38 protein-coding genes are annotated in these 25444 nt (G+C 66.9%); 37 read left to right on the top strand and 1 reads right to left on the bottom strand.

Translation table 11 applies throughout. The features are described 5' to 3' along the window. The first annotated feature begins 20 nt into the window (after positions 1–20). The 36 genes from AB0300_RS02300 (at position 21) to rplQ (ending at position 22989) form a co-directional block, all read left to right on the top strand. Positions 21–668, top strand: coding sequence for a hypothetical protein (locus AB0300_RS02300; protein WP_062765222.1), 648 nt, complete (start codon positions 21–23; stop codon positions 666–668). Between the two features lie 227 nt (positions 669–895). Continuing rightward, positions 896–1264 (top strand): 30S ribosomal protein S12, encoded by a 369-nt coding sequence (gene rpsL, locus AB0300_RS02295; RefSeq protein WP_013584051.1) that lies wholly within the window; start codon positions 896–898, stop codon positions 1262–1264. Positions 1265–1269: 5 nt separating this feature from the next. Continuing rightward, positions 1270–1740: a 30S ribosomal protein S7 gene (rpsG, locus tag AB0300_RS02290; protein WP_017201608.1), complete on the top strand. Its 471-nt coding sequence runs from the start codon at positions 1270–1272 to the stop codon at positions 1738–1740. A gap of 96 nt (positions 1741–1836) precedes the next feature. Beyond that, positions 1837–3951: an elongation factor G gene (fusA, locus tag AB0300_RS02285; protein WP_062632877.1), complete on the top strand. Its 2115-nt coding sequence runs from the start codon at positions 1837–1839 to the stop codon at positions 3949–3951. Between the two features lie 164 nt (positions 3952–4115). After that, on the top strand, positions 4116–5309 hold the full coding sequence (gene tuf, locus AB0300_RS02280; protein WP_062632876.1) for an elongation factor Tu: 1194 nt from the start codon (positions 4116–4118) through the stop codon (positions 5307–5309). A gap of 147 nt (positions 5310–5456) precedes the next feature. Further along, positions 5457–5669, top strand: coding sequence for a hypothetical protein (locus tag AB0300_RS02275; RefSeq protein WP_062765219.1), 213 nt, complete (start codon positions 5457–5459; stop codon positions 5667–5669). A gap of 870 nt (positions 5670–6539) precedes the next feature. After that, positions 6540–6848 carry a 30S ribosomal protein S10 gene (gene rpsJ, locus AB0300_RS02270; protein ID WP_017201594.1) on the top strand — a complete coding sequence of 103 codons (309 nt, stop codon included), beginning with the start codon at positions 6540–6542 and terminating at the stop codon, positions 6846–6848. Positions 6849–6856: 8 nt separating this feature from the next. Then, a complete protein-coding gene (gene rplC, locus AB0300_RS02265) occupies positions 6857–7516 on the top strand; it encodes a 50S ribosomal protein L3 (RefSeq protein WP_062632874.1) in 660 nt (219 codons plus the stop codon). Positions 7517–7518: 2 nt separating this feature from the next. After that, positions 7519–8181, top strand: coding sequence for a 50S ribosomal protein L4 (rplD, locus tag AB0300_RS02260; protein WP_025102407.1), 663 nt, complete (start codon positions 7519–7521; stop codon positions 8179–8181). Continuing rightward, positions 8178–8501 carry a 50S ribosomal protein L23 gene (gene rplW / locus AB0300_RS02255; RefSeq protein WP_025102406.1) on the top strand — a complete coding sequence of 108 codons (324 nt, stop codon included), beginning with the start codon at positions 8178–8180 and terminating at the stop codon, positions 8499–8501. The genes rplD and rplW overlap by 4 nt, the downstream gene beginning before the upstream one ends. 20 nt (positions 8502–8521) lie before the next feature. After that, the gene (gene rplB, locus AB0300_RS02250) at positions 8522–9361 is read left to right on the top strand and encodes a 50S ribosomal protein L2 (protein WP_025102405.1); all 840 of its coding nucleotides are present in this window, start codon (positions 8522–8524) and stop codon (positions 9359–9361) included. 12 nt (positions 9362–9373) lie between these two features. Further along, entirely contained in the window at positions 9374–9655 is a 282-nt protein-coding gene (gene rpsS / locus AB0300_RS02245; RefSeq protein ID WP_017201589.1) for a 30S ribosomal protein S19, read from the top strand. A 25-nt stretch (positions 9656–9680) separates the two neighbouring features. Next, entirely contained in the window at positions 9681–10079 is a 399-nt protein-coding gene (gene rplV / locus AB0300_RS02240; RefSeq protein ID WP_025102404.1) for a 50S ribosomal protein L22, read from the top strand. After that, positions 10079–10831 (top strand): 30S ribosomal protein S3, encoded by a 753-nt coding sequence (gene rpsC, locus AB0300_RS02235; protein ID WP_025102403.1) that lies wholly within the window; start codon positions 10079–10081, stop codon positions 10829–10831. Before rplV ends, rpsC begins: the two co-directional genes overlap by 1 nt. Beyond that, a complete protein-coding gene (gene rplP / locus AB0300_RS02230) occupies positions 10831–11250 on the top strand; it encodes a 50S ribosomal protein L16 (RefSeq protein WP_025102402.1) in 420 nt (139 codons plus the stop codon). Before rpsC ends, rplP begins: the two co-directional genes overlap by 1 nt. Beyond that, entirely contained in the window at positions 11250–11567 is a 318-nt protein-coding gene (gene rpmC, locus AB0300_RS02225) for a 50S ribosomal protein L29 (protein ID WP_025102401.1), read from the top strand. Before rplP ends, rpmC begins: the two co-directional genes overlap by 1 nt. Continuing rightward, positions 11567–11884 (top strand): 30S ribosomal protein S17, encoded by a 318-nt coding sequence (rpsQ, locus tag AB0300_RS02220; protein WP_025102400.1) that lies wholly within the window; start codon positions 11567–11569, stop codon positions 11882–11884. The genes rpmC and rpsQ overlap by 1 nt, the downstream gene beginning before the upstream one ends. Continuing rightward, positions 11881–12249, top strand: coding sequence for a 50S ribosomal protein L14 (rplN, locus tag AB0300_RS02215; RefSeq protein WP_025102399.1), 369 nt, complete (start codon positions 11881–11883; stop codon positions 12247–12249). The genes rpsQ and rplN overlap by 4 nt, the downstream gene beginning before the upstream one ends. Before the next feature lie 2 nt (positions 12250–12251). Further along, positions 12252–12611: a 50S ribosomal protein L24 gene (rplX, locus tag AB0300_RS02210; protein WP_025102398.1), complete on the top strand. Its 360-nt coding sequence runs from the start codon at positions 12252–12254 to the stop codon at positions 12609–12611. Further along, a complete protein-coding gene (gene rplE / locus AB0300_RS02205) occupies positions 12611–13201 on the top strand; it encodes a 50S ribosomal protein L5 (protein ID WP_025102397.1) in 591 nt (196 codons plus the stop codon). The genes rplX and rplE overlap by 1 nt, the downstream gene beginning before the upstream one ends. 132 nt (positions 13202–13333) lie before the next feature. Continuing rightward, on the top strand, positions 13334–13732 hold the full coding sequence (rpsH, locus tag AB0300_RS02200; RefSeq protein ID WP_025102396.1) for a 30S ribosomal protein S8: 399 nt from the start codon (positions 13334–13336) through the stop codon (positions 13730–13732). A gap of 6 nt (positions 13733–13738) precedes the next feature. Further along, the gene (gene rplF / locus AB0300_RS02195; RefSeq protein ID WP_025102395.1) at positions 13739–14275 is read left to right on the top strand and encodes a 50S ribosomal protein L6; all 537 of its coding nucleotides are present in this window, start codon (positions 13739–13741) and stop codon (positions 14273–14275) included. A gap of 2 nt (positions 14276–14277) precedes the next feature. Further along, a complete protein-coding gene (gene rplR, locus AB0300_RS02190; protein ID WP_025102394.1) occupies positions 14278–14637 on the top strand; it encodes a 50S ribosomal protein L18 in 360 nt (119 codons plus the stop codon). Positions 14638–14657: 20 nt separating this feature from the next. Continuing rightward, the gene (gene rpsE / locus AB0300_RS02185; protein ID WP_200838869.1) at positions 14658–15332 is read left to right on the top strand and encodes a 30S ribosomal protein S5; all 675 of its coding nucleotides are present in this window, start codon (positions 14658–14660) and stop codon (positions 15330–15332) included. After that, a complete protein-coding gene (gene rpmD, locus AB0300_RS02180) occupies positions 15332–15517 on the top strand; it encodes a 50S ribosomal protein L30 (RefSeq protein WP_017201575.1) in 186 nt (61 codons plus the stop codon). Before rpsE ends, rpmD begins: the two co-directional genes overlap by 1 nt. After that, positions 15517–16134 (top strand): 50S ribosomal protein L15, encoded by a 618-nt coding sequence (gene rplO, locus AB0300_RS02175; RefSeq protein WP_082758410.1) that lies wholly within the window; start codon positions 15517–15519, stop codon positions 16132–16134. Before rpmD ends, rplO begins: the two co-directional genes overlap by 1 nt. 153 nt (positions 16135–16287) lie before the next feature. Continuing rightward, on the top strand, positions 16288–17610 hold the full coding sequence (secY, locus tag AB0300_RS02170) for a preprotein translocase subunit SecY (RefSeq protein ID WP_025102391.1): 1323 nt from the start codon (positions 16288–16290) through the stop codon (positions 17608–17610). Beyond that, positions 17607–18212, top strand: coding sequence for an adenylate kinase (locus tag AB0300_RS02165; RefSeq protein ID WP_062765215.1), 606 nt, complete (start codon positions 17607–17609; stop codon positions 18210–18212). Before secY ends, AB0300_RS02165 begins: the two co-directional genes overlap by 4 nt. A gap of 1 nt (position 18213) precedes the next feature. Then, positions 18214–19065, top strand: coding sequence for a type I methionyl aminopeptidase (gene map / locus AB0300_RS02160; protein ID WP_085606378.1), 852 nt, complete (start codon positions 18214–18216; stop codon positions 19063–19065). After that, on the top strand, positions 19065–19736 hold the full coding sequence (locus AB0300_RS02155) for a thioredoxin domain-containing protein (protein ID WP_126893296.1): 672 nt from the start codon (positions 19065–19067) through the stop codon (positions 19734–19736). Before map ends, AB0300_RS02155 begins: the two co-directional genes overlap by 1 nt. 172 nt (positions 19737–19908) lie before the next feature. Continuing rightward, the gene (gene infA, locus AB0300_RS02150; RefSeq protein ID WP_018171468.1) at positions 19909–20130 is read left to right on the top strand and encodes a translation initiation factor IF-1; all 222 of its coding nucleotides are present in this window, start codon (positions 19909–19911) and stop codon (positions 20128–20130) included. Between the two features lie 64 nt (positions 20131–20194). Continuing rightward, on the top strand, positions 20195–20311 hold the full coding sequence (gene rpmJ / locus AB0300_RS02145) for a 50S ribosomal protein L36 (protein ID WP_005050492.1): 117 nt from the start codon (positions 20195–20197) through the stop codon (positions 20309–20311). A gap of 147 nt (positions 20312–20458) precedes the next feature. Next, positions 20459–20833, top strand: coding sequence for a 30S ribosomal protein S13 (gene rpsM, locus AB0300_RS02140; protein ID WP_062632862.1), 375 nt, complete (start codon positions 20459–20461; stop codon positions 20831–20833). A 30-nt stretch (positions 20834–20863) separates the two neighbouring features. Further along, positions 20864–21262 (top strand): 30S ribosomal protein S11, encoded by a 399-nt coding sequence (rpsK, locus tag AB0300_RS02135; protein ID WP_045249905.1) that lies wholly within the window; start codon positions 20864–20866, stop codon positions 21260–21262. Between the two features lie 130 nt (positions 21263–21392). Further along, positions 21393–22382 (top strand): DNA-directed RNA polymerase subunit alpha, encoded by a 990-nt coding sequence (locus tag AB0300_RS02130; protein WP_025102386.1) that lies wholly within the window; start codon positions 21393–21395, stop codon positions 22380–22382. 34 nt (positions 22383–22416) lie between these two features. Further along, a complete protein-coding gene (gene rplQ / locus AB0300_RS02125; protein WP_062632861.1) occupies positions 22417–22989 on the top strand; it encodes a 50S ribosomal protein L17 in 573 nt (190 codons plus the stop codon). 53 nt (positions 22990–23042) lie between these two features. On the opposite strand, the gene AB0300_RS02120 is transcribed toward rplQ, so the two are convergent. Next, positions 23043–24263, bottom strand: a complete 1221-nt coding sequence (locus tag AB0300_RS02120) for a PAS domain-containing protein (protein WP_366215368.1) — start codon at positions 24261–24263, stop codon at positions 23043–23045. 160 nt (positions 24264–24423) lie between these two features. Here AB0300_RS02120 and AB0300_RS02115 point away from each other — a divergent pair, with 160 nt between their 5' ends. After that, the gene (locus AB0300_RS02115) at positions 24424–25443 is read left to right on the top strand and encodes a tripartite tricarboxylate transporter substrate-binding protein (RefSeq protein ID WP_315107486.1); all 1020 of its coding nucleotides are present in this window, start codon (positions 24424–24426) and stop codon (positions 25441–25443) included. Position 25444: the final 1 nt, after the last annotated feature.

The following is a 25444-nucleotide window of genomic DNA, read 5'->3' as shown; positions in this document are numbered from 1 at the left end:
ACGCGCCGTACCCTGGTGGGGTGGAGCGCTCATTGGAGACGCAGGTCGACCAGGCCGTCGAGGCCTGGTTGCGCTGGGTGCCGCGCTGGGAGCCGGCGACGCACCGCGGCCGGACCGCGCCCTGCCGACGCTGTCTCGGCTCGCCCATCCTCGCCGCCGCGGGAATCGCCGGCACCACCCCGCACGGCGTCCAGCACGGCCTGTCGACGCGCATCAAGACGATCGTCGACCACGCGGTCGCCGAGTACACCGCGCGGAACCTCCCCACGCTGCAGCGGGAACTCGACCAGCAGGCCGCGCGCAACAGGGCACGCAGCTATCGACCGACGGAAGACCTCGACCCCGAGTTCGAGGGCATGCCGCTGGACCCGGAGCCGGTGCCCGGTGCCCCCTTCCTCTTCACGATCGCCGGCCTCGCCGACGACTCCGCGGCCGAGCTGCCACCGCTGCCTCCGCTCTCCGACGAGGCCAAGACGGCACTGCGACAGGAGGTCGCCCTCGCGGACGAGTACGCGAACCTCGTCGGCCGGGAGATCTGCGGGATCCTGCTCCGGCACCGCATCACGATCCAGGCGGCGGTGTCCCGGCACGTCGAGCCGCAGATCGAGGCGCTCCTCGCCGAGCTGACGGAGTCGCTGGACTCCCCGTTCGACCCCGACATCCCCTGACTCCGCGCGGGCCGGGCGAGGGCGGCCGTCATTTGACCGTCAGGTTACGCGGCATTACACTTGATCAGGTGTGTGCACGTCCTGACGTGCGCGCTGGGCGTCGGCACCTCGCCGGTCCGCCCCCACGGCATACCCACCACACCAAAAGCTCGCCGGTTCCGGCGTGCCGGTGGGTCATGATGTGAAACCCATCACGCTGTCACCGTGCAGCACTATGAGGAGAGAACGTGCCAACCATTCAGCAGTTGGTTCGCAAGGGTCGCTCGCCCAAGGTCTCGAAGACCAAGGCGCCCGCGCTCAAGTCGAACCCGCAGCAGGCCGGGGTCTGCACCCGCGTCTACACCACCACCCCGAAGAAGCCGAACTCGGCGATGCGCAAGGTCGCTCGTGTGAAGCTCCGCAACGGGACCGAGGTCACCGCGTACATCCCCGGTGAGGGCCACAACCTGCAGGAGCACTCCCTGGTGCTCGTCCGCGGCGGTCGTGTGAAGGACCTCCCCGGTGTGCGTTACAAGATCGTCCGTGGCGCTCTGGACACCCAGGCCGTCAAGAACCGTAAGCAGGCTCGTTCCCGCTACGGCGCGAAGAAGGGTTGAGTTAGATGCCTCGTAAGGGTCCCGCCCCCAAGCGCCCCGTCGTCAACGACCCGGTCTACGGCGCTCCGATCGTCACCTCGCTGGTGAACAAGATCCTCGTCGACGGCAAGAAGTCGCTGGCCGAGTCGATCGTCTACGGCGCCCTCCGCGGCGTCGAGGCGAAGAACGGCCAGGACGCCGTCGCCACCCTGAAGAAGGCGCTCGACAACGTGCGCCCCACGCTCGAGGTCCGCAGCCGCCGCGTCGGTGGCTCGACCTACCAGGTTCCGGTCGAGGTCAAGCCGCACCGCGCGAACACCCTCGCGCTGCGCTGGCTCGTGAGCTACGCCAAGGGTCGTCGTGAGAAGACGATGACCGAGCGTCTCCAGAACGAGATCCTGGACGCGTCGAACGGCCTCGGTGCCGCGGTCAAGCGCCGCGAGGACACCCACAAGATGGCCGAGTCGAACCGCGCGTTCGCTCACTACCGCTGGTAACCCCTTCGACGGGCTCAGGGACCCTTCCGCGTTCCTGGGCCCGTCGCACCCCCTCTTCGCAGTACACCTGCTGCTCCAATAGATAAGGACACTCCTGTGGCACAAGACGTGCTCACGGACCTGAGCAAGGTCCGCAACATCGGCATCATGGCGCACATCGATGCCGGCAAGACCACGACGACCGAGCGCATCCTGTTCTACACGGGCGTCAACCACAAGCTCGGCGAAACGCACGACGGTGCCTCGACCACCGACTGGATGGAGCAGGAGAAGGAGCGCGGCATCACGATCACGTCTGCCGCCGTGACCTGCTTCTGGAACAAGAACCAGATCAACATCATCGACACCCCCGGTCACGTGGACTTCACGGTCGAGGTGGAGCGCTCGCTCCGCGTCCTCGACGGCGCGGTCGCCGTGTTCGACGGCAAGGAGGGCGTCGAGCCCCAGTCCGAGACCGTGTGGCGTCAGGCCGACAAGTACAACGTCCCCCGCATCTGCTTCGTCAACAAGATGGACAAGCTCGGCGCGGACTTCTACTTCACGGTCGACACGATCATCAACCGCCTCGGCGCCAAGCCGCTGGTGCTGCAGCTCCCGATCGGTGCCGAGAACGACTTCGTCGGCGTCATCGACCTCATCGAGATGCGCGCCCTGGTGTGGCCCGGCGACGCCAAGGGTGACGTGACCATGGGTGCCTCCTACGAGGTGCAGGAGATCCCGGCCGACCTCAAGGACAAGGCCGAGGACTACCGCCAGCAGCTGCTGGAGACGGTCGCCGAGACCGACGAGGAGCTTCTCGAGAAGTTCTTCGGCGGCGAGGAGCTCACCGTCGCGGAGATCAAGGGCGCCATCCGCAAGATGGTCATCGCCAGCGAGATCTACCCGGTCCTCTGCGGCTCCGCCTTCAAGAACCGCGGTGTGCAGCCGATGCTGGACGCCGTCGTCGACTACCTCCCCTCCCCGCTGGACGTGCCCGCCATCGAGGCGCACGACCCGAAGGACGAGGAGAAGATCATCGAGCGTCACCCCGACGCGAAGGACCCGTTCGCGGCCCTGGCCTTCAAGGTCGCCGTGCACCCGTTCTTCGGCCGTCTGACGTACGTGCGCGTCTACTCGGGCGAGCTCGAGTCGGGCGCCCAGGTCATCAACTCGACCAAGGGCAAGAAGGAGCGCATCGGGAAGATCTTCCAGATGCACGCCAACAAGGAGAACCCGGTCGACAAGCTGACCGCCGGCAACATCTACGCCGTCATCGGCCTGAAGGACACCACCACCGGTGACACCCTCGCCGACATCGCGCAGCCGGTCGTCCTCGAGTCGATGACGTTCCCGGAGCCGGTGATCGAGGTCGCCATCGAGCCGAAGACCAAGGCCGACCAGGAGAAGCTGGGTCTCGCGATCCAGAAGCTCGCTGAGGAGGACCCGACCTTCCGCACGGAGCTCAACCCCGAGACCGGTCAGACGACCATCAAGGGCATGGGCGAGCTGCACCTCGACATCCTCGTGGACCGCATGAAGCGCGAGTTCCGCGTCGAGGCGAACGTCGGCAAGCCGCAGGTCGCGTACCGCGAGACGATCCGCAAGGCCGTCGAGAAGCACGACTACACGCACAAGAAGCAGACCGGTGGATCGGGCCAGTTCGCCAAGATCCAGTTCAACATCGAGCCGCTCGAGCTCGACGGCGAGAAGACGTACGAGTTCGTGAACGCGGTCACCGGTGGCCGCATCCCGCGCGAGTACATCGGCTCGATCGACGCCGGTTTCCAGGACGCCATGAACGTCGGTGTCCTCGCGGGCTACCCGATGGTGGGCGTCAAGGCGACCATCGTCGACGGTGCGGCGCACGACGTCGACTCCTCGGAGATGGCGTTCAAGATCGCGGGCTCCATGGGCTTCAAGGAGGCCGCTCGCCGTGCCAACCCCGTGCTGCTCGAGCCGCTGATGGCCGTCGAGGTCCGTACTCCGGAGGAGTACATGGGCGACGTCATCGGCGACCTGAACTCGCGTCGTGGCCAGATCCAGTCGATGGAGGACGCCGCCGGCGTCAAGGTCGTGCGCGCCGCGGTGCCGCTGTCCGAGATGTTCGGCTACATCGGCGACCTGCGCTCGAAGACCTCGGGCCGTGCCGTCTACTCCATGGAGTTCGACAGCTACGCCGAGGTCCCGCGCGCGGTGGCCGACGAGATCGTCCAGAAGGCCAAGGGCGAGTAACACTTCTGGGAACCCTGGGTCGCTGAGCCTGTCGAAGCACCCGGGGTTCCCAGGTCACCTACAACTTCACATTCCCTCTCTACTAAACTGAGAACCTAACCCGTAGAGAACCGGTCGCAAACCAGTGCCCGGCACCTCTACAACGACGTCCTGAGGAGGACCCAGTGGCTAAGGCCAAGTTCGAGCGGACCAAGCCGCACGTCAACATCGGAACGATCGGTCACGTCGACCACGGCAAGACCACGCTCTCCGCAGCGATCTCGAAGGTGCTTGCTGACAAGTACCCGTCCGACACGAACGTGCAGCGTGACTTCGCTTCCATCGACTCGGCGCCGGAAGAGCGCCAGCGCGGTATCACGATCAACATCTCGCACATCGAGTACGAGACCCCGAAGCGCCACTACGCCCACGTTGACGCCCCCGGCCACGCCGACTACGTCAAGAACATGATCACGGGTGCGGCGCAGATGGACGGCGCGATCCTCGTCGTCGCGGCCACCGACGGCCCGATGGCGCAGACGCGCGAGCACGTGCTGCTCGCCAAGCAGGTCGGCGTCCCCTACCTGCTCGTCGCGCTGAACAAGTCCGACGCGGTCGACGACGAGGAGATCCTGGAGCTCGTCGAGCTCGAGGTCCGCGAGCTGCTCTCGAGCCAGGGCTTCGACGGCGACAACGCTCCCGTCGTCCGTGTCTCCGCTCTCAAGGCCCTCGAGGGCGACGAGAAGTGGGTCGACGCGATCCTCGAGCTCATGCAGGCTGTCGACGACAGTGTGCCGGACCCGGAGCGTGACCGTGACAAGCCGTTCCTCATGCCCGTCGAGGACGTCTTCACGATCACCGGTCGTGGCACCGTCGTCACGGGTCGCGCCGAGCGTGGCACCCTGGCCATCAACTCCGAGGTCGAGATCGTGGGTCTGCGCCCGACGCAGAAGACGACCGTCACCGGTATCGAGATGTTCCACAAGCAGCTCGACGAGGCCTGGGCCGGCGAGAACTGTGGTCTGCTCCTCCGCGGCACCAAGCGCGAGGACGTGGAGCGCGGCCAGGTCATCGTGAAGCCGGGTTCGGTCACGCCGCACACCGACTTCGAGGGCACGGCCTACATCCTGTCCAAGGACGAGGGTGGCCGCCACAACCCCTTCTACACGAACTACCGTCCGCAGTTCTACTTCCGCACCACGGACGTCACCGGCGTCATCACGCTGCCCGAGGGCACCGAGATGGTCATGCCCGGCGACACCACCGACATGACGGTCGAGCTGATCCAGCCGATCGCCATGGAGGAGGGCCTCGGCTTCGCCATCCGTGAGGGTGGTCGTACGGTCGGCGCCGGTACGGTGACGAAGATCATCAAGTAAGCATCTGCTTCCTCGCAAAGGGGTCGAGCCTTCGGGCTCGACCCCTTTGTCGTTTTCCGGATCGAGGGTTCCGTCGCCCGGTTCTGCCCGGCCCAATGAGGTGTCCGGCGCGATCGTCGGAAGCACACACCTCCGAAGGGGATTCACATGGGTATCGAGGACGCCGTCAACAAGGGCAAGGACCTGTACGAGCAGAACAAGGACAAGCTCGCCGAAGCCGTCAAGAGCGAGCAGGCCGAAGACATCAGCGACAAGGTGCTCGACGGCGTCGCCGACTTCGCGAAGAAGATCGCACCGGGCGCGGCGGACAAGATCGACGAGATCCGCGACAGCGCGGACAAGAGCATCGGCAACGAGTAGAGCCGGACGTCTCCGCGGAAGAGCGGCGGCCCCCGAGACCGGGGCCGCCGCTCTTCCGCGTCCGGGGGAATGCCGGTGCACAGCGCCCTCGGATGTGGCGCATTCGCGGATACATCGAGTAGGATCATGTCGACCGCCTGGGGATCTTGCGGTCGGGGACGCCGAAGGGGTTCGGCTCCCGAATCACGCGGTTCGTCCGCGTTGGAAATCTGGGGAAAACGATTTTGGGGATCATCGTGCGACGCGCGCACTCCGTGCGCCTGAGCGTCTCCCCGCCTGCGCGGCGGGTCTTCCGCCGTGCCCTCGGTCGAGGCGTCCGGCGTCCCTTCACGCTGGATTCCTCGCGTTCGGTGTGCCCCCTCGCACTGAACGCCCTCCCCAAGCGGGGCGAGGCATGGGGATGCCTCGCCCCGCGCTCCTCCGCGGGCTGAACGCTCGCGGAGGAGGGGGTCCCTGAGAGTCCGGTGAGCGCGACACGCCCGGGTTTGCAGAAGTGAAATCCGCCGTGGCAGAATAGACAGGTTCGATATTCCGTCGCCGCTGTGCGTGCGCCGGATCACTGCCAGGGCAGTGCATAGACGGCGCCTCCTCCGGGAGGCCGCAGGGTTCTAGGCCGCGGGCAGCAGAACACAATCCCGACACCTTCATCATCGAGGGCACTGCCGTGCGCGGCGGGGGTCGGGCATCCGTCACCTCCGGGTGTGCGGCTGACAGCAGAACAGTGGTGCAGCCTCTTCGACAGGCTCCCGACCGCGAGGTCGAGGGCCCGAGAAGAACGAGTGCCGAGGCGCGAACAGCGCCGACGTGCGTCCAATGCCCCAGGGCCACCCGGTCCCGGACGGTAAGACGCTTAAAGAGAGAGAGCAGACAATGGCGGGACAGAAGATCCGCATTCGCCTGAAGTCGTATGACCACGAGGTCATCGACACGTCCGCACGCAAGATCGTCGACACCGTGACCCGTGCGGGCGCGACCGTCGTCGGACCCGTGCCCCTTCCGACCGAGAAGAACGTCGTGTGCGTCATCCGGTCGCCCCACAAGTACAAGGACAGCCGCGAGCACTTCGAGATGCGCACCCACAAGCGCCTGATCGACATCGTCGACCCGACGCCCAAGGCCGTCGACTCGCTGATGCGTCTCGACCTGCCGGCCGACGTCAACATCGAGATCAAGCTCTGAGGTTCGACATGGCTGACATCAACTCCAAGGTTTCCAAGGGCATGCTCGGCACCAAGCTCGGCATGACCCAGGTCTGGAACGAGAACGGCAAGCTCGTTCCCGTCACCGTCATCGAGCTCGCGCCGAACGTGGTCACCCAGATCCGTACCCCCGAGAAGGACGGCTACAACGCCGTGCAGATCGCGTACGGCCAGATCGACCCGCGCAAGGTGAACAAGCCCCTCTCGGCTCACTTCGAGGCTGCCGGCGTCACGCCGCGTCGCCACGTGACCGAGGTCCGCACGGCCGACGCCGCCGACTACACCCTGGGCCAGGAGCTCACGGTGGACGGCACGTTCGAGGCCGGCCAGCTCGTCGACGTCGTCGGCACGAGCAAGGGCAAGGGCACCGCCGGTGTCATGAAGCGCCACAACTTCAAGGGCGTCTCGGCATCGCACGGTGCGCACCGCAACCACCGCAAGCCCGGCTCCATCGGCGCATCGTCGACCCCGAGCCGCGTCTTCAAGGGCATGCGCATGGCCGGCCGTATGGGTGGCGAGCGCGTGACCGTCCTCAACCTCACGGTGCACGCCATCGACATCGAGAAGGGACTCATGCTCGTCAAGGGCGCCGTCCCCGGTGCTCGCGGCCGCATCGTCTACGTCCGCAACGCAGTGAAGGGTGCCTGATCATGGCTGACTCCACTCTCGCGCTCGACGTCCTCAAGGCAGACGGCAAGAAGGCAGGCTCCGTCGAGCTTCCCGCCGCGCTGTTCGACGTCAAGACGAACATCCCGCTCATCCACCAGGTCGTCGTCGCCCAGCTCGCGGCGGCTCGCCAGGGCACGCACTCGACCAAGCGTCGTGGCGAGGTCTCGGGTGCCGGCCGCAAGCCCTTCAAGCAGAAGGGCACGGGTAACGCCCGTCAGGGCTCGATCCGCGCGCCGCACATGACCGGCGGTGGCATCGTGCACGGCCCGAAGCCGCGCGACTACTCGCAGCGCACCCCCAAGAAGATGATCGCGGCCGCCCTGCTGGGCGCGCTCAGCGACCGCTTCCGCGGTGACCGTCTGCACGCGATCGACACCTTCGGCACCGACGGCGCGCCGTCGACCAAGGCCGCCGCGGGCTTCCTCGCCCAGGTCGCCACGTCGAAGAACGTCCTCGTGGTCATCGAGCGCGGCGACGAGCTCGCACTCAAGAGCATCCGCAACCTCGGCCACGTCCACGTGCTGACGTTCGACCAGCTCAACGCCTACGACGTGCTCGTCTCCGACGACATCGTCTTCACCCAGGCCGCGCTCGAGGGCTTCATCGCCTCCAAGTCCGGCGCCAACCAGGAGGTCTCCGCATGAGCGAGCAGGCATCTGTTCTCCAGACGGCCCTGAACAAGGACCCGCGCGACATCATCCTGAAGCCGGTCGTGTCCGAGAAGAGCTACGGCCTGATCGATGAGGGCAAGTACACCTTCCTCGTCGACCCGCGCGCTTCGAAGACCGAGATCAAGCTCGCCATCGAGAAGATCTTCGGCGTCAAGGTCGCGTCCGTCAACACGATCAACCGCGTCGGCAAGGCCCGTCGCACCCGCTTCGGCACCGGTAAGCGCAAGGACACCAAGCGCGCCATCGTGAGCCTGAAGTCGGGCACCATCGACATCTTCACGGCAATCGGCTGATCCGGGGGATAAGGACAATCATGGCTATTCGCAAGTACAAGCCCACGACCCCGGGCCGTCGCGGCTCGTCGGTGGCTGACTTCGCCGAGATCACCCGATCGACGCCGGAGAAGTCGCTGCTGCGCCCGATCTCGAAGACCGGTGGTCGCAACAACCAGGGCCGCATCACGACCCGTCACATCGGTGGTGGCCACAAGCGCCAGTACCGCGTCATCGACTTCCGTCGCAATGACAAGGACGGCGTGAACGCCAAGGTCGCGCACATCGAGTACGACCCCAACCGCACCGCGCGCATCGCGCTGCTGCACTACTTCGACGGCGAGAAGCGCTACATCCTCGCGCCGGCGAAGCTGAAGCAGGGCGACATCGTCGAGTCGGGCCCCGCGGCGGACATCAAGCCGGGAAACAACCTCCCGCTGAAGAACATCCCCACGGGTACCGTCATCCACGCCATCGAGCTCCGCCCCGGCGGCGGCGCGAAGATGGCGCGCTCGGCCGGTGCGTCGGTCCGCCTCGTCGCCAAGGACGGCCCTTACGCCCAGCTGCGTCTGCCCTCCGGTGAGATCCGCAACGTCGATGCGCGCTGCCGCGCGACCATCGGCGAGGTCGGCAACGCCGAGCAGTCGAACATCAACTGGGGCAAGGCCGGCCGCATGCGCTGGAAGGGCGTCCGCCCGACCGTCCGCGGTGTCGCGATGAACCCGGTCGACCACCCGCACGGTGGTGGTGAGGGCAAGACGTCCGGTGGACGTCACCCCGTCTCCCCGTGGGGTCAGGCCGAGGGCCGCACCCGCCACGCCAACAAGGAAAGCGACAAGTACATCGTGCGTCGTCGCAACGCCGGCAAGAAGCGCAAGTAGGAGTAAGAGAAGATGCCTCGCAGTCTCAAGAAGGGCCCCTTCGTCGACGAGCACCTGCTTCGCAAGGTGGTCGTGCAGAACGAAGCCGGCACGAAGAACGTCATCAAGACCTGGTCCCGCCGGTCCATGATCATCCCGGCCATGCTGGGTCACACGATCGCGGTCCACGACGGTCGCAAGCACATCCCCGTGTTTGTCTCCGAGACCATGGTCGGTCACAAGCTGGGCGAGTTCGCGCCCACCCGCACCTTCCGCGGCCACGAGAAGGACGACAAGAAGGGCCGTCGCCGCTGACGCGGCGGCGATAGAGGAGAGAGAAATGGTGGAGTCCATCGCACGCGTGCGACACATCCGCGTGACCCCTCAGAAGGCTCGTCGTGTCGTCGCGCTCATCAAGGGCAAGCAGGCCCAGGAGGCTCTGGCGATCCTGAAGTTCGCTCAGCAGTCCGCCAGTGAGCCGATCTACAAGCTTGTCGCGTCGGCCATGGCCAACGCGCAGGTCAAGGCGGATCGTGACGGCGAGTACCTCGACGAGCAGGACCTGTACGTGAAGAACGCGTACGTGGACGAGGGCACGACGCTCAAGCGTTTCCAGCCCCGTGCACAGGGTCGCGCTTTCCAGATCAAGAAGCGCACGAGCCACATCACGGTCGTGCTCTCGACGCCGGAGGCGGCTCCTGCCGCGGCCGGCGACAGCAACAAGAAGGCGAGCAAGTAATGGGACAGAAGGTCAACCCGTACGGCTTCCGCCTCGGCATCACCACGGACCACGTGTCGCGCTGGTTCTCCGACTCGACGAAGCCGGGTCAGCGTTACGCCGACTACGTGGCCGAGGACATCAAGATCCGTCGCCTGCTGCAGACGCAGCTCGACCGTGCCGGCGTCTCGAACATCGAGATCGAGCGCACCCGTGACCGCGTCCGCGTCGACATCCACACCGCCCGCCCGGGCATCGTGATCGGTCGTCGTGGTGCAGAGGCCGAGCGCATCCGCGGCGACCTCGAGAAGCTCACGGGCAAGCAGATCCAGCTGAACATCCTCGAGGTCAAGAACCCCGAGGCCGACGCTCAGCTGGTCGCCCAGGGCATCGCCGAGCAGCTCTCGGCTCGCGTGGCGTTCCGTCGCGCGATGCGCAAGGGTCTGCAGGGCGCGCAGCGCGCCGGCGCCAAGGGCATCCGCATCCAGGTCTCGGGCCGTCTCGGCGGCGCCGAGATGAGCCGGTCGGAGTTCTACCGCGAGGGTCGTGTGCCGCTGCACACGCTGCGCGCGAACATCGACTACGGCTTCTACGAGGCCAAGACCACCTTCGGCCGCATCGGCGTGAAGGTGTGGATCTACAAGGGCGACCTCACCGCCAAGGAGCTCGCGCGCGAGCAGGCCAACGCGCCGAAGTCGCGCCGTGACGACCGTGGTGACCGCCGCCGTGCCCCGCGCAACGAGGCACCTGTTGCAGAAGGAGCGTCGGCATAATGCTCATCCCCCGTAAGGTCAAGTACCGCAAGCAGCACCACCCGGGGCGCTCGGGTCAGGCCACCGGCGGCACGAAGGTCTCCTTCGGCGAGTTCGGCATCCAGGCCCTCACCCCCGCGTACGTGACGAACCGTCAGATCGAGTCCGCTCGTATCGCGATGACCCGTCACATCAAGCGTGGCGGCAAGGTGTGGATCAACATCTACCCGGACCGTCCGCTCACGAAGAAGCCGGCCGAGACCCGCATGGGTTCCGGTAAGGGTTCCCCCGAGTGGTGGGTCGCCAACGTCAAGCCGGGCCGCGTCCTCTTCGAGGTCGCGGGTGTCGACGAGCAGCTCGCTCGCGAGGCACTGACCCGTGCAATCCACAAGCTGCCGCTCAAGGCACGCATCATCAAGCGCGAGGAGGGCGACGCGTAATGGCGATCGGCACCAAGGAGCTCGCTCCGGCAGAGCTCGACACGTTCGAAGACCAGCGCCTCGTTGAGGAGCTGCGCAAGGCCAAGGAGGAGCTGTTCAACCTCCGTTTCCAGTCGGCCACCGGCCAGCTGGAGAGCCACGGCCGCATCCGCGCCGTCAAGCGCGACATCGCGCGCCTCTACACGGTGATCCGCGAGCGCGAGCTGGGCATCCGTGCGACGCCCGCTCCGGTCGAGGCTCCCGCGAAGAAGGCGACCAAGTCGAAGGCGAAGAAGGCGGACGCCGCCGAGGACGCCCCGAAGGAAGAGGCTGAGTGATGGCCACCAAGAAGGAAGCCGCCGTCGAGGCTGAGCACGCCGCTCACGACGTGCGCGACGCCGACGCCCGCGGGTACCGCAAGGCCCGTCGTGGCTATGTCGTCAGCGACAAGATGGACAAGACGATCGTCGTCGAGGTCGAGGACCGCGTGAAGCACCCGCTTTACGGCAAGGTCATCCGCCGGACGTCGAAGGTCAAGGCGCACGATGAGGCGAACTCCGCCGGCATCGGCGACCTGGTCCTGATCAACGAGACCCGCCCGCTGAGCGCCACCAAGCGCTGGCGTCTGGTGGAGATTCTGGAGAAGGCCAAGTGATTCAGCAGGAGTCCCGTCTCAAGGTCGCCGACAACACCGGCGCCAAGGAGCTGCTCACGATCCGCGTCCTCGGTGGCTCGCGCCGCCGGTACGCCGGTCTGGGCGACACCATCGTCGCGACCGTCAAGGACGCGATCCCCGGTGGCAACGTCAAGAAGGGCGACGTCGTCAAGGCGGTCATCGTCCGCACCAAGAAGGAGACCCGTCGTCCCGACGGCTCCTACATCAAGTTCGACGAGAACGCCGCCGTCATCCTGAAGAACGACGGGGAGCCCCGCGGCACCCGTATCTTCGGGCCGGTCGGCCGTGAGCTTCGCGACAAGAAGTTCATGAAGATCGTCTCGCTGGCACCGGAGGTCATCTGATCATGGCGAAGATCAAGAAGGGCGACCTGGTTCAGGTCATCTCGGGCGCCAAGCCCGAGCGTGGTGGCGACCGCGGCAAGCAGGGCAAGGTCCTCGACGTCCTCGTCGAGCAGAACCGTGTCGTCGTCGAAGGCGTCAACTACGTCACCAAGCACACGCGCGTCGGTCAGACGCAGCGTGGCACGAAGACGGGTGGCCTCGAGACCGTCGAGGCGCCCATCCACATCTCGAACGTCGCACTCGTCGACCCCTCGACCAAGAAGCCGACCAAGGTCGGCCACCGGGTCGAGGAGCAGACCAAGGACGGCGTGAAGCGCACCGTCCGCGTGCGCTTCGCGAAGAAGAGCGGTAAGGACCTCTGATGGCAACGACCGACGCTGCGGTGGCTGGCAAGATCCAGCCCCGCCTGAAGGCGAAGTACAACGCCGAGATCAAGAAGGCTCTGCAGGACGAGTTCGGCTACGAGAACGTCATGCAGATCCCCGGCCTGGTCAAGGTCGTCGTGAACACCGGTGTCGGCGAGGCTGCTCGCGACAGCAAGGTGATCGATGGTGCGGTCGACGACCTCACCAAGATCACCGGCCAGAAGCCGATCGTCACCAAGGCCCGCAAGTCCATCGCGCAGTTCAAGCTGCGTGAGGGCCAGGCCATCGGCGCGCACGTCACCCTCCGTGGCGACCGTGCGTGGGAGTTCGTGGACCGCCTGGTCTCGCTCGCGCTGCCCCGCATCCGCGACTTCCGCGGTCTGTCGGCCAAGCAGTTCGACGGCAACGGCAACTACACCTTCGGTCTCCAGGAGCAGAGCGTGTTCCACGAGATCGATCAGGACAAGATCGACCGCGTCCGTGGTTTCGACATCACCGTCGTGACCTCGGCGAAGACGGACGACGAGGGTCGGGCGCTGCTCCGTCACCTCGGCTTCCCGTTCCGCGCGGACGACGCCCAAGCGTGACCCTTCGACGGGCTCAGTGGTCTCGTGTCACTGAGCCCGTCGATGTGCACGTACAATTGAAGATTGCGTGCTCATCGCAGGCCGTCTGTCGTGTAACGGCAGCCGGAACCTCATGAACGAAAGTAGACAACAATGACAATGACAGACCCGGTCGCAGACATGCTGACCCGTCTGCGCAACGCGAACTCGGCGCACCACGACACCGTGACGCTGCCGTCGAGCAAGCTCAAGACGCACATCGCAGAGATCCTCCAGCAGGAGGGCTACATCGCCGGTTGGGAGACCTCCGACGCGCGCGTGGGCAAGAACCTCACGCTGACGCTGAAGTACGGCCCGAACCGCGAGCGCTCGATCGCGGGCATCAAGCGCGTGTCGAAGCCCGGCCTCCGCGTGTACGCGAAGTCGACCGAGATCCCCACGGTCCTCGGCGGCCTCGGCGTGGCCATCCTGTCCACCTCCTCCGGTCTCCTCACGGACCGCCAGGCTGAGCAGAAGGGCGTGGGCGGAGAAGTTCTCGCCTACGTGTGGTAATCCGAAATGTCGCGTATTGGACGACTTCCCATCGACGTTCCCGCGGGCGTGACCGTTTCGGTCGACGGCCGTGAGGTCGCGGTGAAGGGCCCCAAGGGTGAGCTCACCCTCACGGTGGCCAGCCCCATCGAGGTGTCGGTCGAGGAGAACCAGGTTCTCGTCACCCGCCCCGACGACGAGCGCGAGTCCCGGTCGCTTCACGGCCTGACCCGCACGCTCATCAACAACAACATCATCGGCGTGACCCAGGGCTACACCAAGGGTCTCGAGGTCGTCGGCACCGGTTACCGCGTGCAGCAGAAGGGCAACTCGGTCGAGTTCGCCCTCGGCTTCTCGCACCCGGTCCTGGTCGACCCGCCCGCCGGCATCACGCTCACGGTCGAGGGCACGAACAAGCTCACCGTCAGCGGGATCGACAAGCAGGCCGTCGGTGAGGCGGCTGCGAACATCCGCAAGATCCGCAAGCCCGAGCCGTACAAGGGTAAGGGTGTGCGCTACGCCGGCGAGGTCGTGCGTCGCAAGGCCGGAAAGGCTGGTAAGTAACCATGGCTGTGAAGTCGAAGTCCGACGCCCGCGCGCGTCGTCACGCCCGTCTTCGCAAGAAGATCGTGGGCACCGAGGTGCGTCCGCGCCTCGTCGTCAACCGTTCGGCGCGTCACGTCTTCGTGCAGCTCGTCGACGACAGCAAGGGCCACACGGTCGCCTCGGCCTCGACGCTCGAGACCGACCTGCGTTCGCTGGATGGCGACAAGACCGCCAAGGCTCGCAAGGTCGGCGAGCTCCTCGCCGAGCGTGCGAAGGCCGCAGGCGTTTCCGAGGCAGTGTTCGACCGTGGCGGCAACCGCTACGCGGGTCGTGTCGCCGCCATCGCCGACGGCGCCCGTGAAGGGGGTCTGGCACTGTGAGTGACAACAAGGAGAACGAAGTGACCGAAGCGGCTGCTGCCACTTCCGAGACGGCCGCCGGCACCACGCAGGCTGAGCCCACTCGCGACCAGCGGGACGGCCGCCGCGGCGGACGTGACCGCAACCAGGGCGGCCGCGACCGCAACTCGCGCGACCGCGGCGACAACCAGTTCCTGGAGCGCGTCGTCACCATCAACCGCGTCTCGAAGGTCGTGAAGGGTGGTCGTCGCTTCAGCTTCACCGCTCTCGTGGTCGTCGGCGACGGCAACGGTCTGGTGGGCGTCGGCTACGGCAAGGCCCGTGAGGTCCCCCTGGCGATCTCGAAGGGTGTCGAAGAGGCCAAGCGCAACTTCTTCCGCGTCCCGCGCGTCGGCAGCACCATCCCGCACCCCGTGCAGGGTGAGTCGGCCGCCGGTGTGGTGCTCCTGCGCCCCGCCGCCGCCGGTACCGGTGTCATCGCCGGTGGTCCGGTCCGCGCCGTGCTCGAGTGCGCCGGCATCCACGACGTGCTGTCCAAGTCGCTCGGCTCGTCGAACACGATCAACATCGTGCACGCGACGGTCACCGCCCTGAAGGAGCTCGAGGAGCCCCGCGCCGTCGCCGCACGTCGTGGTCTCGAGTTCGACCAGGTCGCCCCGGCCCGGCTCGTCCGCGCCGAGGCCGAGGCCATCGCCGCACAGAAGGTAGGTGCCTGATGGCCGCGCGACTCAAGGTCACGCAGATCAAGTCCAAGGTGAGCGAGAAGCAGAACCAGCGCGACACGCTGCGCAGCCTCGGTCTCAAGCGGATCGGTGACACCACCGTCCGCCCCGACGACGCGCAGACGCGCGGCTACGTCAAGACCGTCGCCCACCTCGTCAAGGTTGAGGAGATCGACTAATGGCTGAGAAGAACGAGGCCGTCGAGGCCGAGAAGGCCACGAAGAAGGCGGCGGCTCCCAAGGCCGACGCCGCCAAGAAGCCCGCCGCGAAGAAGGCACCGGCCAAGACCGCTGCCGCCGACGCGAAGGCCGACGGCTCCGCCAAGGCTGCGCCGAAGAAGGACGCCCCGGCGTCCCGCCCCGGCGTGCTGAAGGTCCACCACCTGCGTCCGGTCCCGGGTGCCAACACCGCGAAGACCCGTGTCGGTCGCGGTGAGGGCTCGAAGGGCAAGACGGCCGGTCGCGGCACGAAGGGCACCAAGGCTCGCAACACCGTGCGCGTCGGCTTCGAGGGTGGCCAGATGCCGCTGCACATGCGCACGCCGAAGCTGCGCGGCTTCAAGAACCCGTTCCGCGTCGAGTACCAGGTCGTGAACCTGGAGAAGCTCGCGGAGCTCTACCCCCAGGGTGGCGACGTCACCGTGAGCGACCTGGTCGCCAAGGGTGCGGTTCGCAAGAACGAGAAGGTCAAGGTTCTCGGCAACGGCGACATCGCCGTGAAGCTCACCGTCGCGGTCGACAAGGTCTCGGGTTCCGCCGAGCAGAAGATCGTGGCTGCGGGCGGATCCGTCAAGTAACCACTGCGGAAGAGGGGTCGGAGATTCTCCGGCCCCTCTTCTGGTTCGGTGGGGGAGAAGCCGACCGCCCGCATTCCCCGGACCTCGGAGTGGGTTACCCTGGTGTTTCAGCCGCCCCTCGGGGGTTCGGCCACCTTTTCAGGAGGAACGTTCTTGTTTAGCGCCATCGCGCGGATCTTCCGCACGCCCGACCTGCGTCGGAAGATCGGTTTCACTCTCGCGATCATCGCGATCTACCGTCTCGGCTCGAACGTCCCCGCGCCGTTCGTCAACTTCCCGAACGTGGAGCAGTGTCTCGCGGCCAATGCCGGCACCGAGGGTCTGCTCGGACTCGTCAACCTCTTCTCCGGCGGCGCTCTGCTGCAGCTGTCGATCTTCGCGCTCGGTGTCATGCCGTACATCACGGCGACGATCATCACGCAGCTCCTGCGCGTCGTCATCCCGCACTTCGAGGCGCTGCACAAGGAGGGCCAGGCCGGACAGGCCAAGCTCACCCAATACACGCGGTACCTCACGATCGCGCTCGCGCTCCTGCAGTCGACGACCCTCGTCACCGTCGCCCGCACCGGTCAGCTCTTCGGAACGACCGACATCGGCGCGTGCACCCAGCTCCTCACGAACGACGTCTGGTGGGCGCAGGTGCTCATCATCATGGCGATGACGGCCGGCACCGGTCTGATCATGTGGTTCGCCGAGCTCGTCACCGAGCGCGGCATCGGCAACGGCATGTCGCTGCTGATCTTCACCTCCATCGCCGCGACCTTCCCCGGTGCGATGTCGATCATCTGGCAGACCCGCGGCTTCGAGGTGTTCCTCCTCGTGCTCCTCGTCGGCATCATCGTGATGGGTCTCGTCGTCTTCGTCGAGCAGTCCCAGCGGCGCATCCCCGTGCAGTACGCGAAGCGCATGGTGGGACGCCGGACATACGGCGGCACCAACACGTACATCCCGATCAAGGTCAACATGGCGGGCGTGATCCCGGTCATCTTCGCCTCGTCGCTGCTGTACATCCCCGCGCTCATCGCCCAGTTCAACACCCCGCAGGACGGTTCGACGCCGCCCGCCTGGGTCAGCTGGATCAGCGCGAACTTCACCACCGGCAACAGCCCGATCTACATGGCGGCGTACTTCCTGCTGATCATCGGGTTCACCTACTTCTACGTCGCGATCACGTTCAACCCCGTCGAGGTCGCCGACAACATGAAGAAGTACGGCGGCTTCATCCCCGGGATCCGGGCCGGCCGTCCGACCGCGGAGTACCTGGACTACGTGCTCACCCGCATCACGCTCCCCGGTTCCCTCTACCTGGGCCTGATCGCCCTCATCCCGTTGATCGCCCTCGCCACGGTCGGCGCCAACCAGAACTTCCCGTTCGGTGGCGCGTCGATCCTCATCATCGTCGGCGTGGGTCTCGAGACGGTCAAGCAGATCGACGCCCAGCTGCAGCAGCGACACTACGAAGGACTTCTCCGATGACAGCATCCGCACGTCTTCTCATCGTCGGTCCGCAGGGTTCCGGCAAGGGCACGCAGGGTGTGCGCATCGCCGAGTCCTACGGCATCCCCGTCGTCTCGACCGGCGACATCTTCCGCGCGAACATCAAGGAGGGGACGGCGCTCGGCCAGCAGGTCACCGCGATCCTCGACAAGGGCGACCTCGTGCCGGACGAGCTGACGAGCGAGATCGTGCGCGACCGGCTGAGCCAGGACGACGCGCAGAACGGCTTCCTCCTCGACGGCTACCCCCGCAACACCGCGCAGGTGTCGCACCTGGACGCGTTCCTCGAGGGACGCGGCGAGGCGCTGGACGCGGTGATCCTCCTCGACGTCCCCCGTGAGGAGAGCATCGCCCGCCTCGCCCTTCGCGCCGCCGAGCAGGGCCGTTCCGACGACACCGACGAGGCCATCGCGCACCGACTCGACATCTACGAGAAGGAGACGGCGCCGATCATCGAGGTTTACAGCAGCCGCGGCATCGTCGACCGCATCGACGGCGTGGGCTCCCTCGAGGAGATCACGGAGCGCATCGCCGCCGCCCTGGCCGCTCGCGGACTGCGCTCCGCCGCCTCCGCCGCCTGAGATGTTCCGCCGCTCGATCTACAAGACCCCGGCTCAGCTCCGAGCCCTGGTCGAGCCCGGCCTCATCACCGCCGAGGCCCTCGACGCCGTCCGCGCCCTCATCAAGCCCGGAGTGAAGACGATCGAGCTCGATGCCGCCGCCAACCGCGCGATCGTGCAGCGGGGAGCGGAGTCGAACTTCCAGCTCGTCAAGGGCTACCACCACACGATCTGCGTCTCGGTCAACGAGCAGGTCGTGCACGGCATCCCGGGGGAGCGCGTGCTCCAGCCGGGCGACATCGTCTCGGTGGACTGCGGCGCCCAGTTCGACGGCTGGAACGGTGACAGCGCGATCACGGTCGTCGTCCCCGATCCCGAGCGCCCGGAGCTCGTCGCCCGCCGCGAGGAGCTCTCCCGCGTGACCGAGGGGTCGATGTGGGCGGGCATCGCCGCGATGGCGACGGCATCCTCGATCGACGAGATCGGCGCCGCCATCCAGGACTACATCGAGGCGCAGGGGCCGTCTGCCGTGAGCGGCGAGCCCTACGGGATCCTCCGCGAGTACGTCGGCCACGGCATCGGGCGGAAGATGCACGAGGCGCCCAGCGTCTTCAACTACCGGACACCCGACCGCGGCGCGGACGTGAAGCCCGGGCTCGTGCTCGCCATCGAGCCCATGGTGACCGCCGGCGGCGAGGCGACCTTCGTGGAGGACGACGACTGGACCGTCACGACGGTCGACGGCACTGACGGCTCACATTGGGAACATAGCGTCGCCCTGCATGATGGGGGCATCTGGGTGCTCACCGCGCCCGATGGTGGAAGAGCCGGACTCGCCCCGTTCGGGGTCGAGCCTCGAGAGATCGGAAAGTAATGGCAGCGGCGAAGAGCAACACCAACTGGTTCGCGATCGGCGTCTCCATCGCCGTCGTCGTGGTCCTGGTGGCCCTCGGCGGACTCGTGGTGTTCCTCAACAACCAGGCGACCTCTCCCGGCGCCACCCCGACCGCGAGCGACAACTTCGACGCCGACGCTGGCTCCATCTCCATGGGTGACGGCGACACCACGGTGTCGGTCTTCCTCGACTTCCAGTGCCCGGTCTGCAAGTCCTTCGAGGACCAGTTCGGCGCCGCCCTCGAGGCCAAGGCGCAGAGCGGCGAGATCACCCTCGAGCAGCACCCCATCGCGATCCTGGACCGCTTCTCGCAGGGCACCGAGTTCTCCTCCCGTTCGGCCGGTGCCGCGTTCTGCGTCGCCGAGTCCGACTCCGACCTCTACTTCGACTACGCGAAGGTCCTGTTCGAGAACCAGCCGGCGGAGAACAGCCCCGGCCTCACGAACGAGCAGCTCGCCGAGTTCGCCACCCAGGTCGGCGCGGGCGACGATGTGGTGTCCTGCATCACGGACGAGACGTACCGCAAGTTCGGTGCCGCGCAGGCGAAGGCCAACGACATCCAGGGCACCCCGACCGTCGAGATCGACGGCGAGCGGCTCGACCTCCAGAACCAGGACGACATGAAGCGGTTCACCGACCTGCTCGGCTGACACGCACTGACCCCTCGACGCCCCGTCCGGCCAAGTTGCCGGATGGGGCGTCGTCGGATAACATAGATCTTTGGTGCCTTGTGCCATGCGTTCGGCGTGTCCGATCCGGCCCGGTACCGCACATCACCCACCCACCGCAGATCGACCGGTCTGCAGAAGCGTCAGCGAGGCTATGGCTAAGAAAGACGGTGTCATCGAGATCGAGGGCGTCGTGTCGGAGGCTCTGCCCAACGCGATGTTCCGCGTTGAGCTCAGCAATGGACACAAGGTTCTGGCGACGATCTCCGGAAAGATGCGGCAGAACTACATCCGCATCATCCCCGAGGACCGCGTGGTCGTGGAGCTCAGCCCCTACGACCTGACCCGCGGCCGCATCGTCTACCGCTACCGCTGATCGGTCGAGAAGTAACACCCCAGGCTCCACGCCTGCCCGGTGAAGACAGCGAACAGGAAACATCATGAAGGTCAACCCCAGCGTCAAGCCGATCTGCGATCACTGCAAGGTGATCCGCCGCCACGGCCGCGTGATGGTGATCTGCAAGAGCAACCCGCGTCACAAGCAGCGCCAGGGCTGAGTGCCCCGCTGCGTGGGCGCCGCTCTCGCAATCTCATAACTCAATACGACACGGCAGGATCAGAACCCGCGGAAGCGGGGGACACCTCGGGGCGGAGGCCCGGGCACCGATCCTGCTCCACACCTCCACAACACCCAGGAGAACCGCATGGCACGTCTTGCCGGCGTTGACATCCCGCGCGACAAGCGCGTGGTGATCGCCCTTACCTACATCTACGGCGTCGGCCGTACCCGCTCGGTCGAGATCCTCAAGGCGACCGACATCGACGAGAGCATCCGCGTGAAGGACCTCAGCGACGACCAGCTCGTCGCCCTCCGCGACTACATCGAAGGCAACTACAAGGTGGAGGGTGACCTGCGCCGCGAGGTGGCCGCAGACATCCGCCGCAAGGTCGAGATCGGCTCCTACGAGGGCCTCCGCCACCGTCGTGGCCTCCCGGTCCGCGGTCAGCGCACCAAGACCAACGCCCGTACCCGCAAGGGCCCGAAGCGCACCGTCGCCGGCAAGAAGAAGGCCCGCTAAGCAGCGGCCAGGGACTAGGAGAACACTTTCATGGCTGCACCCAAGGCCGCCGCGCGCAAGCCGCGCCGCAAGGAGAAGAAGAACATCGCGCTGGGCCAGGCCCACATCAAGTCGACGTTCAACAACACCATCGTTTCGATCACCGACCCGTCCGGCGCTGTCATCAGCTGGGCCTCGTCGGGTGGCGTGGGCTTCAAGGGCTCCCGCAAGTCGACCCCGTACGCCGCAGGCATGGCCGCCGAGTCGGCCGCCCGCCAGGCGCAGGAGCACGGCGTGAAGAAGGTCGACGTCTTCGTGAAGGGTCCGGGCTCCGGCCGCGAGACCGCGATCCGCTCGCTGCAGGCCGCCGGCCTCGAGGTGGGTTCGATCCAGGACGTCACCCCGCAGGCGCACAACGGCTGCCGTCCGCCGAAGCGTCGCCGCGTCTGATGCGTGTGCCGAGCCGCTCGTCCTTCGGGTCGAGCGGCTCGGCGCCCCGCGTGGGGCATCGACTTCCACAACTCAAGACCTCACCCCACCACATGTCATATAGCGGGCATGTGATCGAAAGGAACACAGAGTGCTTATTGCACAGCGTCCCACACTGACCGAGGAAAAGATCGTCGAGAACCGGAGCCGGTTCATCATCGAGCCTCTGGAGCCCGGCTTCGGCTACACGATCGGCAACGCGCTGCGTCGCAGCCTGCTGTCGTCGATCCCCGGCGCCGCTGTCACCAGCGTCCGCATCGACGGTGTGCTGCACGAGTTCAGCACGATCCCCGGCGTGAAGGAGGATGTCACCGAGATCATCCTCAACATCAAGCAGCTGGTCGTCTCCAGCGAGCGCGACGAGCCCATCACCGCGTACCTTCGCAAGACCGGTGCCGGTGAAGTGACCGCCGCCGACATCTCGGCTCCGGCCGGTGTCGAGGTGCACAACCCCGAGCTCGTCATCGCGACGCTCAACGACACCGCCAAGTTCGAGCTCGAGCTCACCATCGAGCGCGGCCGTGGCTACGTCTCCGCGACGCAGAACCGCAACGAGTACGCCGAGGCCGGTCAGATCCCGATCGACTCGATCTACTCGCCCGTGCTGAAGGTCAGCTACCGCGTCGACGCCACCCGTGCCGGTGAGCGCACCGACTTCGACAAGCTCATCCTCGACGTCGAGACCAAGTCGGCGATCAGCCCCCGCGACGCCGTCGCCTCGGCTGCCAAGACGCTCACCGAGCTGTTCGGTCTCGCCCGCGAGCTGAACGTCGAGGCCGAGGGCATCGAGATCGGCCCGGCGCCGGTGGAGGCTGTGAACTCCAGCGAGCTGTCGATGCCGATCGAGGACCTCGACCTGTCGGTCCGCTCGTACAACTGCCTGAAGCGTGAGGGCATCAACACCGTTTCTGAGCTCGTCGCCCTGTCGGAGACGCAGCTCATGAACATCCGCAATTTCGGCCAGAAGTCGGTCGACGAGGTGCGCGACAAGCTCATCTCGCTCGGTCTGTCGCTCAAGGATTCGGTGCCCGGTTTCGACGGCGCCCACTTCTACGGCGGCAGCGAAGACGAGTCCTTCTGATACCCGACCCTTTCTGACCAGGAGTTAGACGATTATGCCCAAGCCCACCAAGGGTCCCCGCCTCGGAGGCGGCCCCGCCCACGAGCGCCTGCTGCTTGCCAACCTCGCTGCTGCGCTGTACACCCACAAGTCGATCAAGACGACCGAGACGAAGGCCAAGCGCCTGCGTCCGCTCGCCGAGCGCCTCATCACCTTCGCCAAGCGCGGAGACCTCCACGCCCGCCGTCGCGTGCTGTCGGTCATCGGTGACAAGGAAGTCGTGCACGTCCTGTTCAACGAGATCGCTCCGCTCGTCGCGGACCGCGAGGGTGGCTACACGCGCATCACCAAGGTCGGGAACCGCAAGGGCGACAACGCCCCCATGGCCGTGATCGAGCTCGTCCTCGAGCCCGTCACCCCGAAGGCGAAGTCGACCAAGAAGGCCGCTGCGGCCCCGAAGGACGAGAAGCCGGCTGCCGAGGAGGCTCCCGCCGAGGAGACCGTCGAGGCCCCCGCGGACGAGACCCCTGCCGAGGACACGGCTGCCGAGGCCGGCGCCGAGTCGCAGGCCGAGGGCGAGGCCGCTGAGGCCGCCGCCGAGGACGCTGTCGAGAAGAAGTCCGAGTAAGGACAGATCTCCCACGAAGCCCGCCGCCCCTCCGGGGTGGCGGGCTTCGTCGTTCAGCGGGGGTCGGTGATCCGGTAGCGTGCCCCGGGACGCCCCTTGGTGGAGTAATCCAGAGACCGCACCGCCTGGCCCGTGGCGGCGAGGTGCTCGAGATAGCGGCGCGCACTGACGCGGGAGATGGCGAGATCCTCTCCGATCTCGGTCGCGGAGGCATCCGGCCGGGCGGCGAGGGCGGCGGAGACCCGCTCCAGCGTCTCGGCGCTCAGCCCCTTCGGCAGCCCGTACCGCTCCCGGAAGGCGATGATCGCATCGGCGGCCTCGACCCGGCGCACGACGTCGTGCAGCTCGGTGTGGTCGCGCAGCAGCAGCGTCGCCCCCACATCGGCGGACCCGCTCCCCGAGGCCGTGCTCCGCGCGACCAGCACATGCGAGCCGACGATGACGGGGCGTCCCGCGGCCTCGCCGTCGCGGAGCACGGTGGCGAGCTCGTCGCCGAGGACGTCATCCGCGGGAGCGCCGTCGAGATCGGCGGCATCGCGACCGAGGAACCGCGCCGCCGCGTCGTTGACCAGGGTGATCCGCCCTGTGCCGTCCACCGTGACGACCCCTTCGCTCAACCCATGCAGGGTCGTCTCCTGGTTCTTGACCAGCGCCGCGATCTGGTGCGGCTCGAGCCGGTAGATGCGGCGCCGGATGAACGACGTCACCCACGCAGCGCCGAAGACCCCCAGAACCGCCGCGGCGAGCATGGCGGAGATGAGTCCGACGAGGTTGCTGGTGAACTCCTCGTTCAGCTCGGACTCCAGGATGCCGACGGAGGCGGTGCCGATGACCGTGCCGTCCTCGTCGCGGATGGGCACCTTCACGCGCCACGAGGCCCCGAGCGTCCCGGTCTGCGTGCCCACGAAGATGTCGCCGCCCAGCGGGATCGACGGGTCGGTGGACACCCGCTCGCCGATGCGGTCGGTGTTCGGATGCGAGTACCGGATGCCCTCGTCGTTGGCGACCACCACGTAGGCGAGATCGGAGGCCTCGCGGATGACCTCGGCGACCGGTTGGATGGCGGCGGCCGGGTCCTCGTCGTCGAACGCGTCGAGGACGACGGGGAGAGCGGCGACGGACTGGGCGACCGCCTGCATGCGGTCCTTGTAGGCCTCGCGGAGCGCGTTCTCCTGGAACGCCCCGGCGGCGATGCCGGTGGCGAGGGTCACCAGGAACACGATCAGCGCCTGCAGCGCGAGCAGCTGCACACGGAGCGTCATCTTCGAGGCCACGGGTCCATTCTCCCGGGTGGGTGGACGGGCCGCGAGCCGCCGGCGGAGGTGTTCACGACCAATAGTTACGGAACGCGACCAATGGTTTCCGAAGCTTGAGCGGGCGCATCCGCGCCTCGACAGTGGACGGATTGCACCCGAACGCTCAAGGAGGAGCGCCATGAATCACGCCCGCATCGGGACCCTCGCCGCGGCCGTCGCCGCGACCGCCCTGGTCCTCACCTCGTGCTCGACCGCGGACGGCGGAACCGCCGGCTCCGACGGCGGAGACGAGGCGGTCGCCATCACCGACGTGAACATCGTCGTCCCCGCCGACCCGGGCGGCGGCTGGGACCAGACCGGTCGTGCCCTCTCCCAGCTGCTCACCCAGGAGGACATCGTCGGCTCGGCGCCGGTCACCAACGTCGGCGGGGCCGGGGGAACGGTCGGCCTCGCGCAGCTCGCCAATGAGAAGGACCCGGCGACCCTCATGGTCATGGGCCTCGTGATGGTCGGTGCGGTGGAGACCAACGCCTCGGCCGTGCGCATCGAGGACATGACCCCGATCGCCCGCCTCACCGACGAGCCCCTCGTCGTGGTGGTCCCCGCGGACTCCGAGTACGACACCCTGGAGGACCTCGTCGAGGACGTCGTGGACAAGGGCCAGGAGGTCACGATCACCGGCGGCTCCGCCGGGGGAGCCGACCACATCCTCGCCGGACTGCTGCTCGAGGAGGCGGGGCTCGACGGCGCGGAGATCGCCGAGAAGCTGAACTACACGCCCAACTCGGGCGGCGGCGAGGCCACGTCGCTGATCCTGGGCGGCAAGGTGTCGGCAGGAATCTCCGGTGTCGGCGAGTTCCTGCAGCACATCGAGGCCGGCACCATGAAGGCTCTCGCCGTCTCGTCGGAGGAGCCGGTCACGCAGCTGCCGGACGTCGATACGATCACCGACTCCGGATACGACGTCGTGCTCACCAACTGGCGCGGCGTGATCGCGCCGGGCGGCATCAGCGACGCCGAGCGCTCGGAGCTCGAGCGCATCGTCACCGAGTTGGAGGCGTCCGAAGCCTGGAAGGACGAGCTGGAGACGCGGGGCTGGGCGGATGCCTTCCTCACGGGCGCCGAGTTCGCCGAGTTCCTCGACGGCAACATCACCGAGGTCACCACGACGCTGCAGAACATCGGGCTGGTCGGCTGAC

It is taken from the genome of Microbacterium sp. NPDC078814 (genome assembly GCF_040702645.1).
Taxonomy (GTDB): Bacteria; Actinomycetota; Actinomycetes; order Actinomycetales; family Microbacteriaceae; genus Microbacterium.
This window is presented reverse-complemented; position numbering and strand designations above follow the sequence as displayed.

Bases quoted from the DNA above. Each gene is read 5' to 3' on its own strand.
- rpsK (WP_045249905.1), top strand. From the start codon at position 20,864: ATGGCTGCACCCAAGGCCGCCGCGCGCAAGCCGCGCCGCAAGGAGAAG.
- map (WP_085606378.1), top strand. From the start codon at position 18,214: ATGTTCCGCCGCTCGATCTACAAGACCCCGGCTCAGCTCCGAGCCCTG.
- rplB (WP_025102405.1), top strand. From the start codon at position 8,522: ATGGCTATTCGCAAGTACAAGCCCACGACCCCGGGCCGTCGCGGCTCG.
- rpsJ (WP_017201594.1), top strand. From the start codon at position 6,540: ATGGCGGGACAGAAGATCCGCATTCGCCTGAAGTCGTATGACCACGAG.
- infA (WP_018171468.1), top strand. From the start codon at position 19,909: ATGGCTAAGAAAGACGGTGTCATCGAGATCGAGGGCGTCGTGTCGGAG.
- rplF (WP_025102395.1), top strand. From the start codon at position 13,739: ATGTCGCGTATTGGACGACTTCCCATCGACGTTCCCGCGGGCGTGACC.
- rpsH (WP_025102396.1), top strand. From the start codon at position 13,334: ATGACAATGACAGACCCGGTCGCAGACATGCTGACCCGTCTGCGCAAC.
- rpsQ (WP_025102400.1), top strand. From the start codon at position 11,567: ATGGCCACCAAGAAGGAAGCCGCCGTCGAGGCTGAGCACGCCGCTCAC.
- AB0300_RS02155 (WP_126893296.1), top strand. From the start codon at position 19,065: ATGGCAGCGGCGAAGAGCAACACCAACTGGTTCGCGATCGGCGTCTCC.
- rpsC (WP_025102403.1), top strand. From the start codon at position 10,079: ATGGGACAGAAGGTCAACCCGTACGGCTTCCGCCTCGGCATCACCACG.
- rplQ (WP_062632861.1), top strand. From the start codon at position 22,417: ATGCCCAAGCCCACCAAGGGTCCCCGCCTCGGAGGCGGCCCCGCCCAC.
- rpsS (WP_017201589.1), top strand. From the start codon at position 9,374: ATGCCTCGCAGTCTCAAGAAGGGCCCCTTCGTCGACGAGCACCTGCTT.
- AB0300_RS02115 (WP_315107486.1), top strand. From the start codon at position 24,424: ATGAATCACGCCCGCATCGGGACCCTCGCCGCGGCCGTCGCCGCGACC.
- rplE (WP_025102397.1), top strand. From the start codon at position 12,611: ATGGCAACGACCGACGCTGCGGTGGCTGGCAAGATCCAGCCCCGCCTG.
- rplO (WP_082758410.1), top strand. From the start codon at position 15,517: ATGGCTGAGAAGAACGAGGCCGTCGAGGCCGAGAAGGCCACGAAGAAG.
- rplC (WP_062632874.1), top strand. From the start codon at position 6,857: ATGGCTGACATCAACTCCAAGGTTTCCAAGGGCATGCTCGGCACCAAG.
- rplV (WP_025102404.1), top strand. From the start codon at position 9,681: ATGGTGGAGTCCATCGCACGCGTGCGACACATCCGCGTGACCCCTCAG.
- rplX (WP_025102398.1), top strand. From the start codon at position 12,252: ATGGCGAAGATCAAGAAGGGCGACCTGGTTCAGGTCATCTCGGGCGCC.
- rpmJ (WP_005050492.1), top strand. From the start codon at position 20,195: ATGAAGGTCAACCCCAGCGTCAAGCCGATCTGCGATCACTGCAAGGTG.
- rplR (WP_025102394.1), top strand. From the start codon at position 14,278: ATGGCTGTGAAGTCGAAGTCCGACGCCCGCGCGCGTCGTCACGCCCGT.
- rpsM (WP_062632862.1), top strand. From the start codon at position 20,459: ATGGCACGTCTTGCCGGCGTTGACATCCCGCGCGACAAGCGCGTGGTG.
- rplD (WP_025102407.1), top strand. From the start codon at position 7,519: ATGGCTGACTCCACTCTCGCGCTCGACGTCCTCAAGGCAGACGGCAAG.
- rplP (WP_025102402.1), top strand. From the start codon at position 10,831: ATGCTCATCCCCCGTAAGGTCAAGTACCGCAAGCAGCACCACCCGGGG.
- rpsG (WP_017201608.1), top strand. From the start codon at position 1,270: ATGCCTCGTAAGGGTCCCGCCCCCAAGCGCCCCGTCGTCAACGACCCG.
- AB0300_RS02275 (WP_062765219.1), top strand. From the start codon at position 5,457: ATGGGTATCGAGGACGCCGTCAACAAGGGCAAGGACCTGTACGAGCAG.
- rplW (WP_025102406.1), top strand. From the start codon at position 8,178: ATGAGCGAGCAGGCATCTGTTCTCCAGACGGCCCTGAACAAGGACCCG.
- rpmC (WP_025102401.1), top strand. From the start codon at position 11,250: ATGGCGATCGGCACCAAGGAGCTCGCTCCGGCAGAGCTCGACACGTTC.
- rpmD (WP_017201575.1), top strand. From the start codon at position 15,332: ATGGCCGCGCGACTCAAGGTCACGCAGATCAAGTCCAAGGTGAGCGAG.
- AB0300_RS02165 (WP_062765215.1), top strand. From the start codon at position 17,607: ATGACAGCATCCGCACGTCTTCTCATCGTCGGTCCGCAGGGTTCCGGC.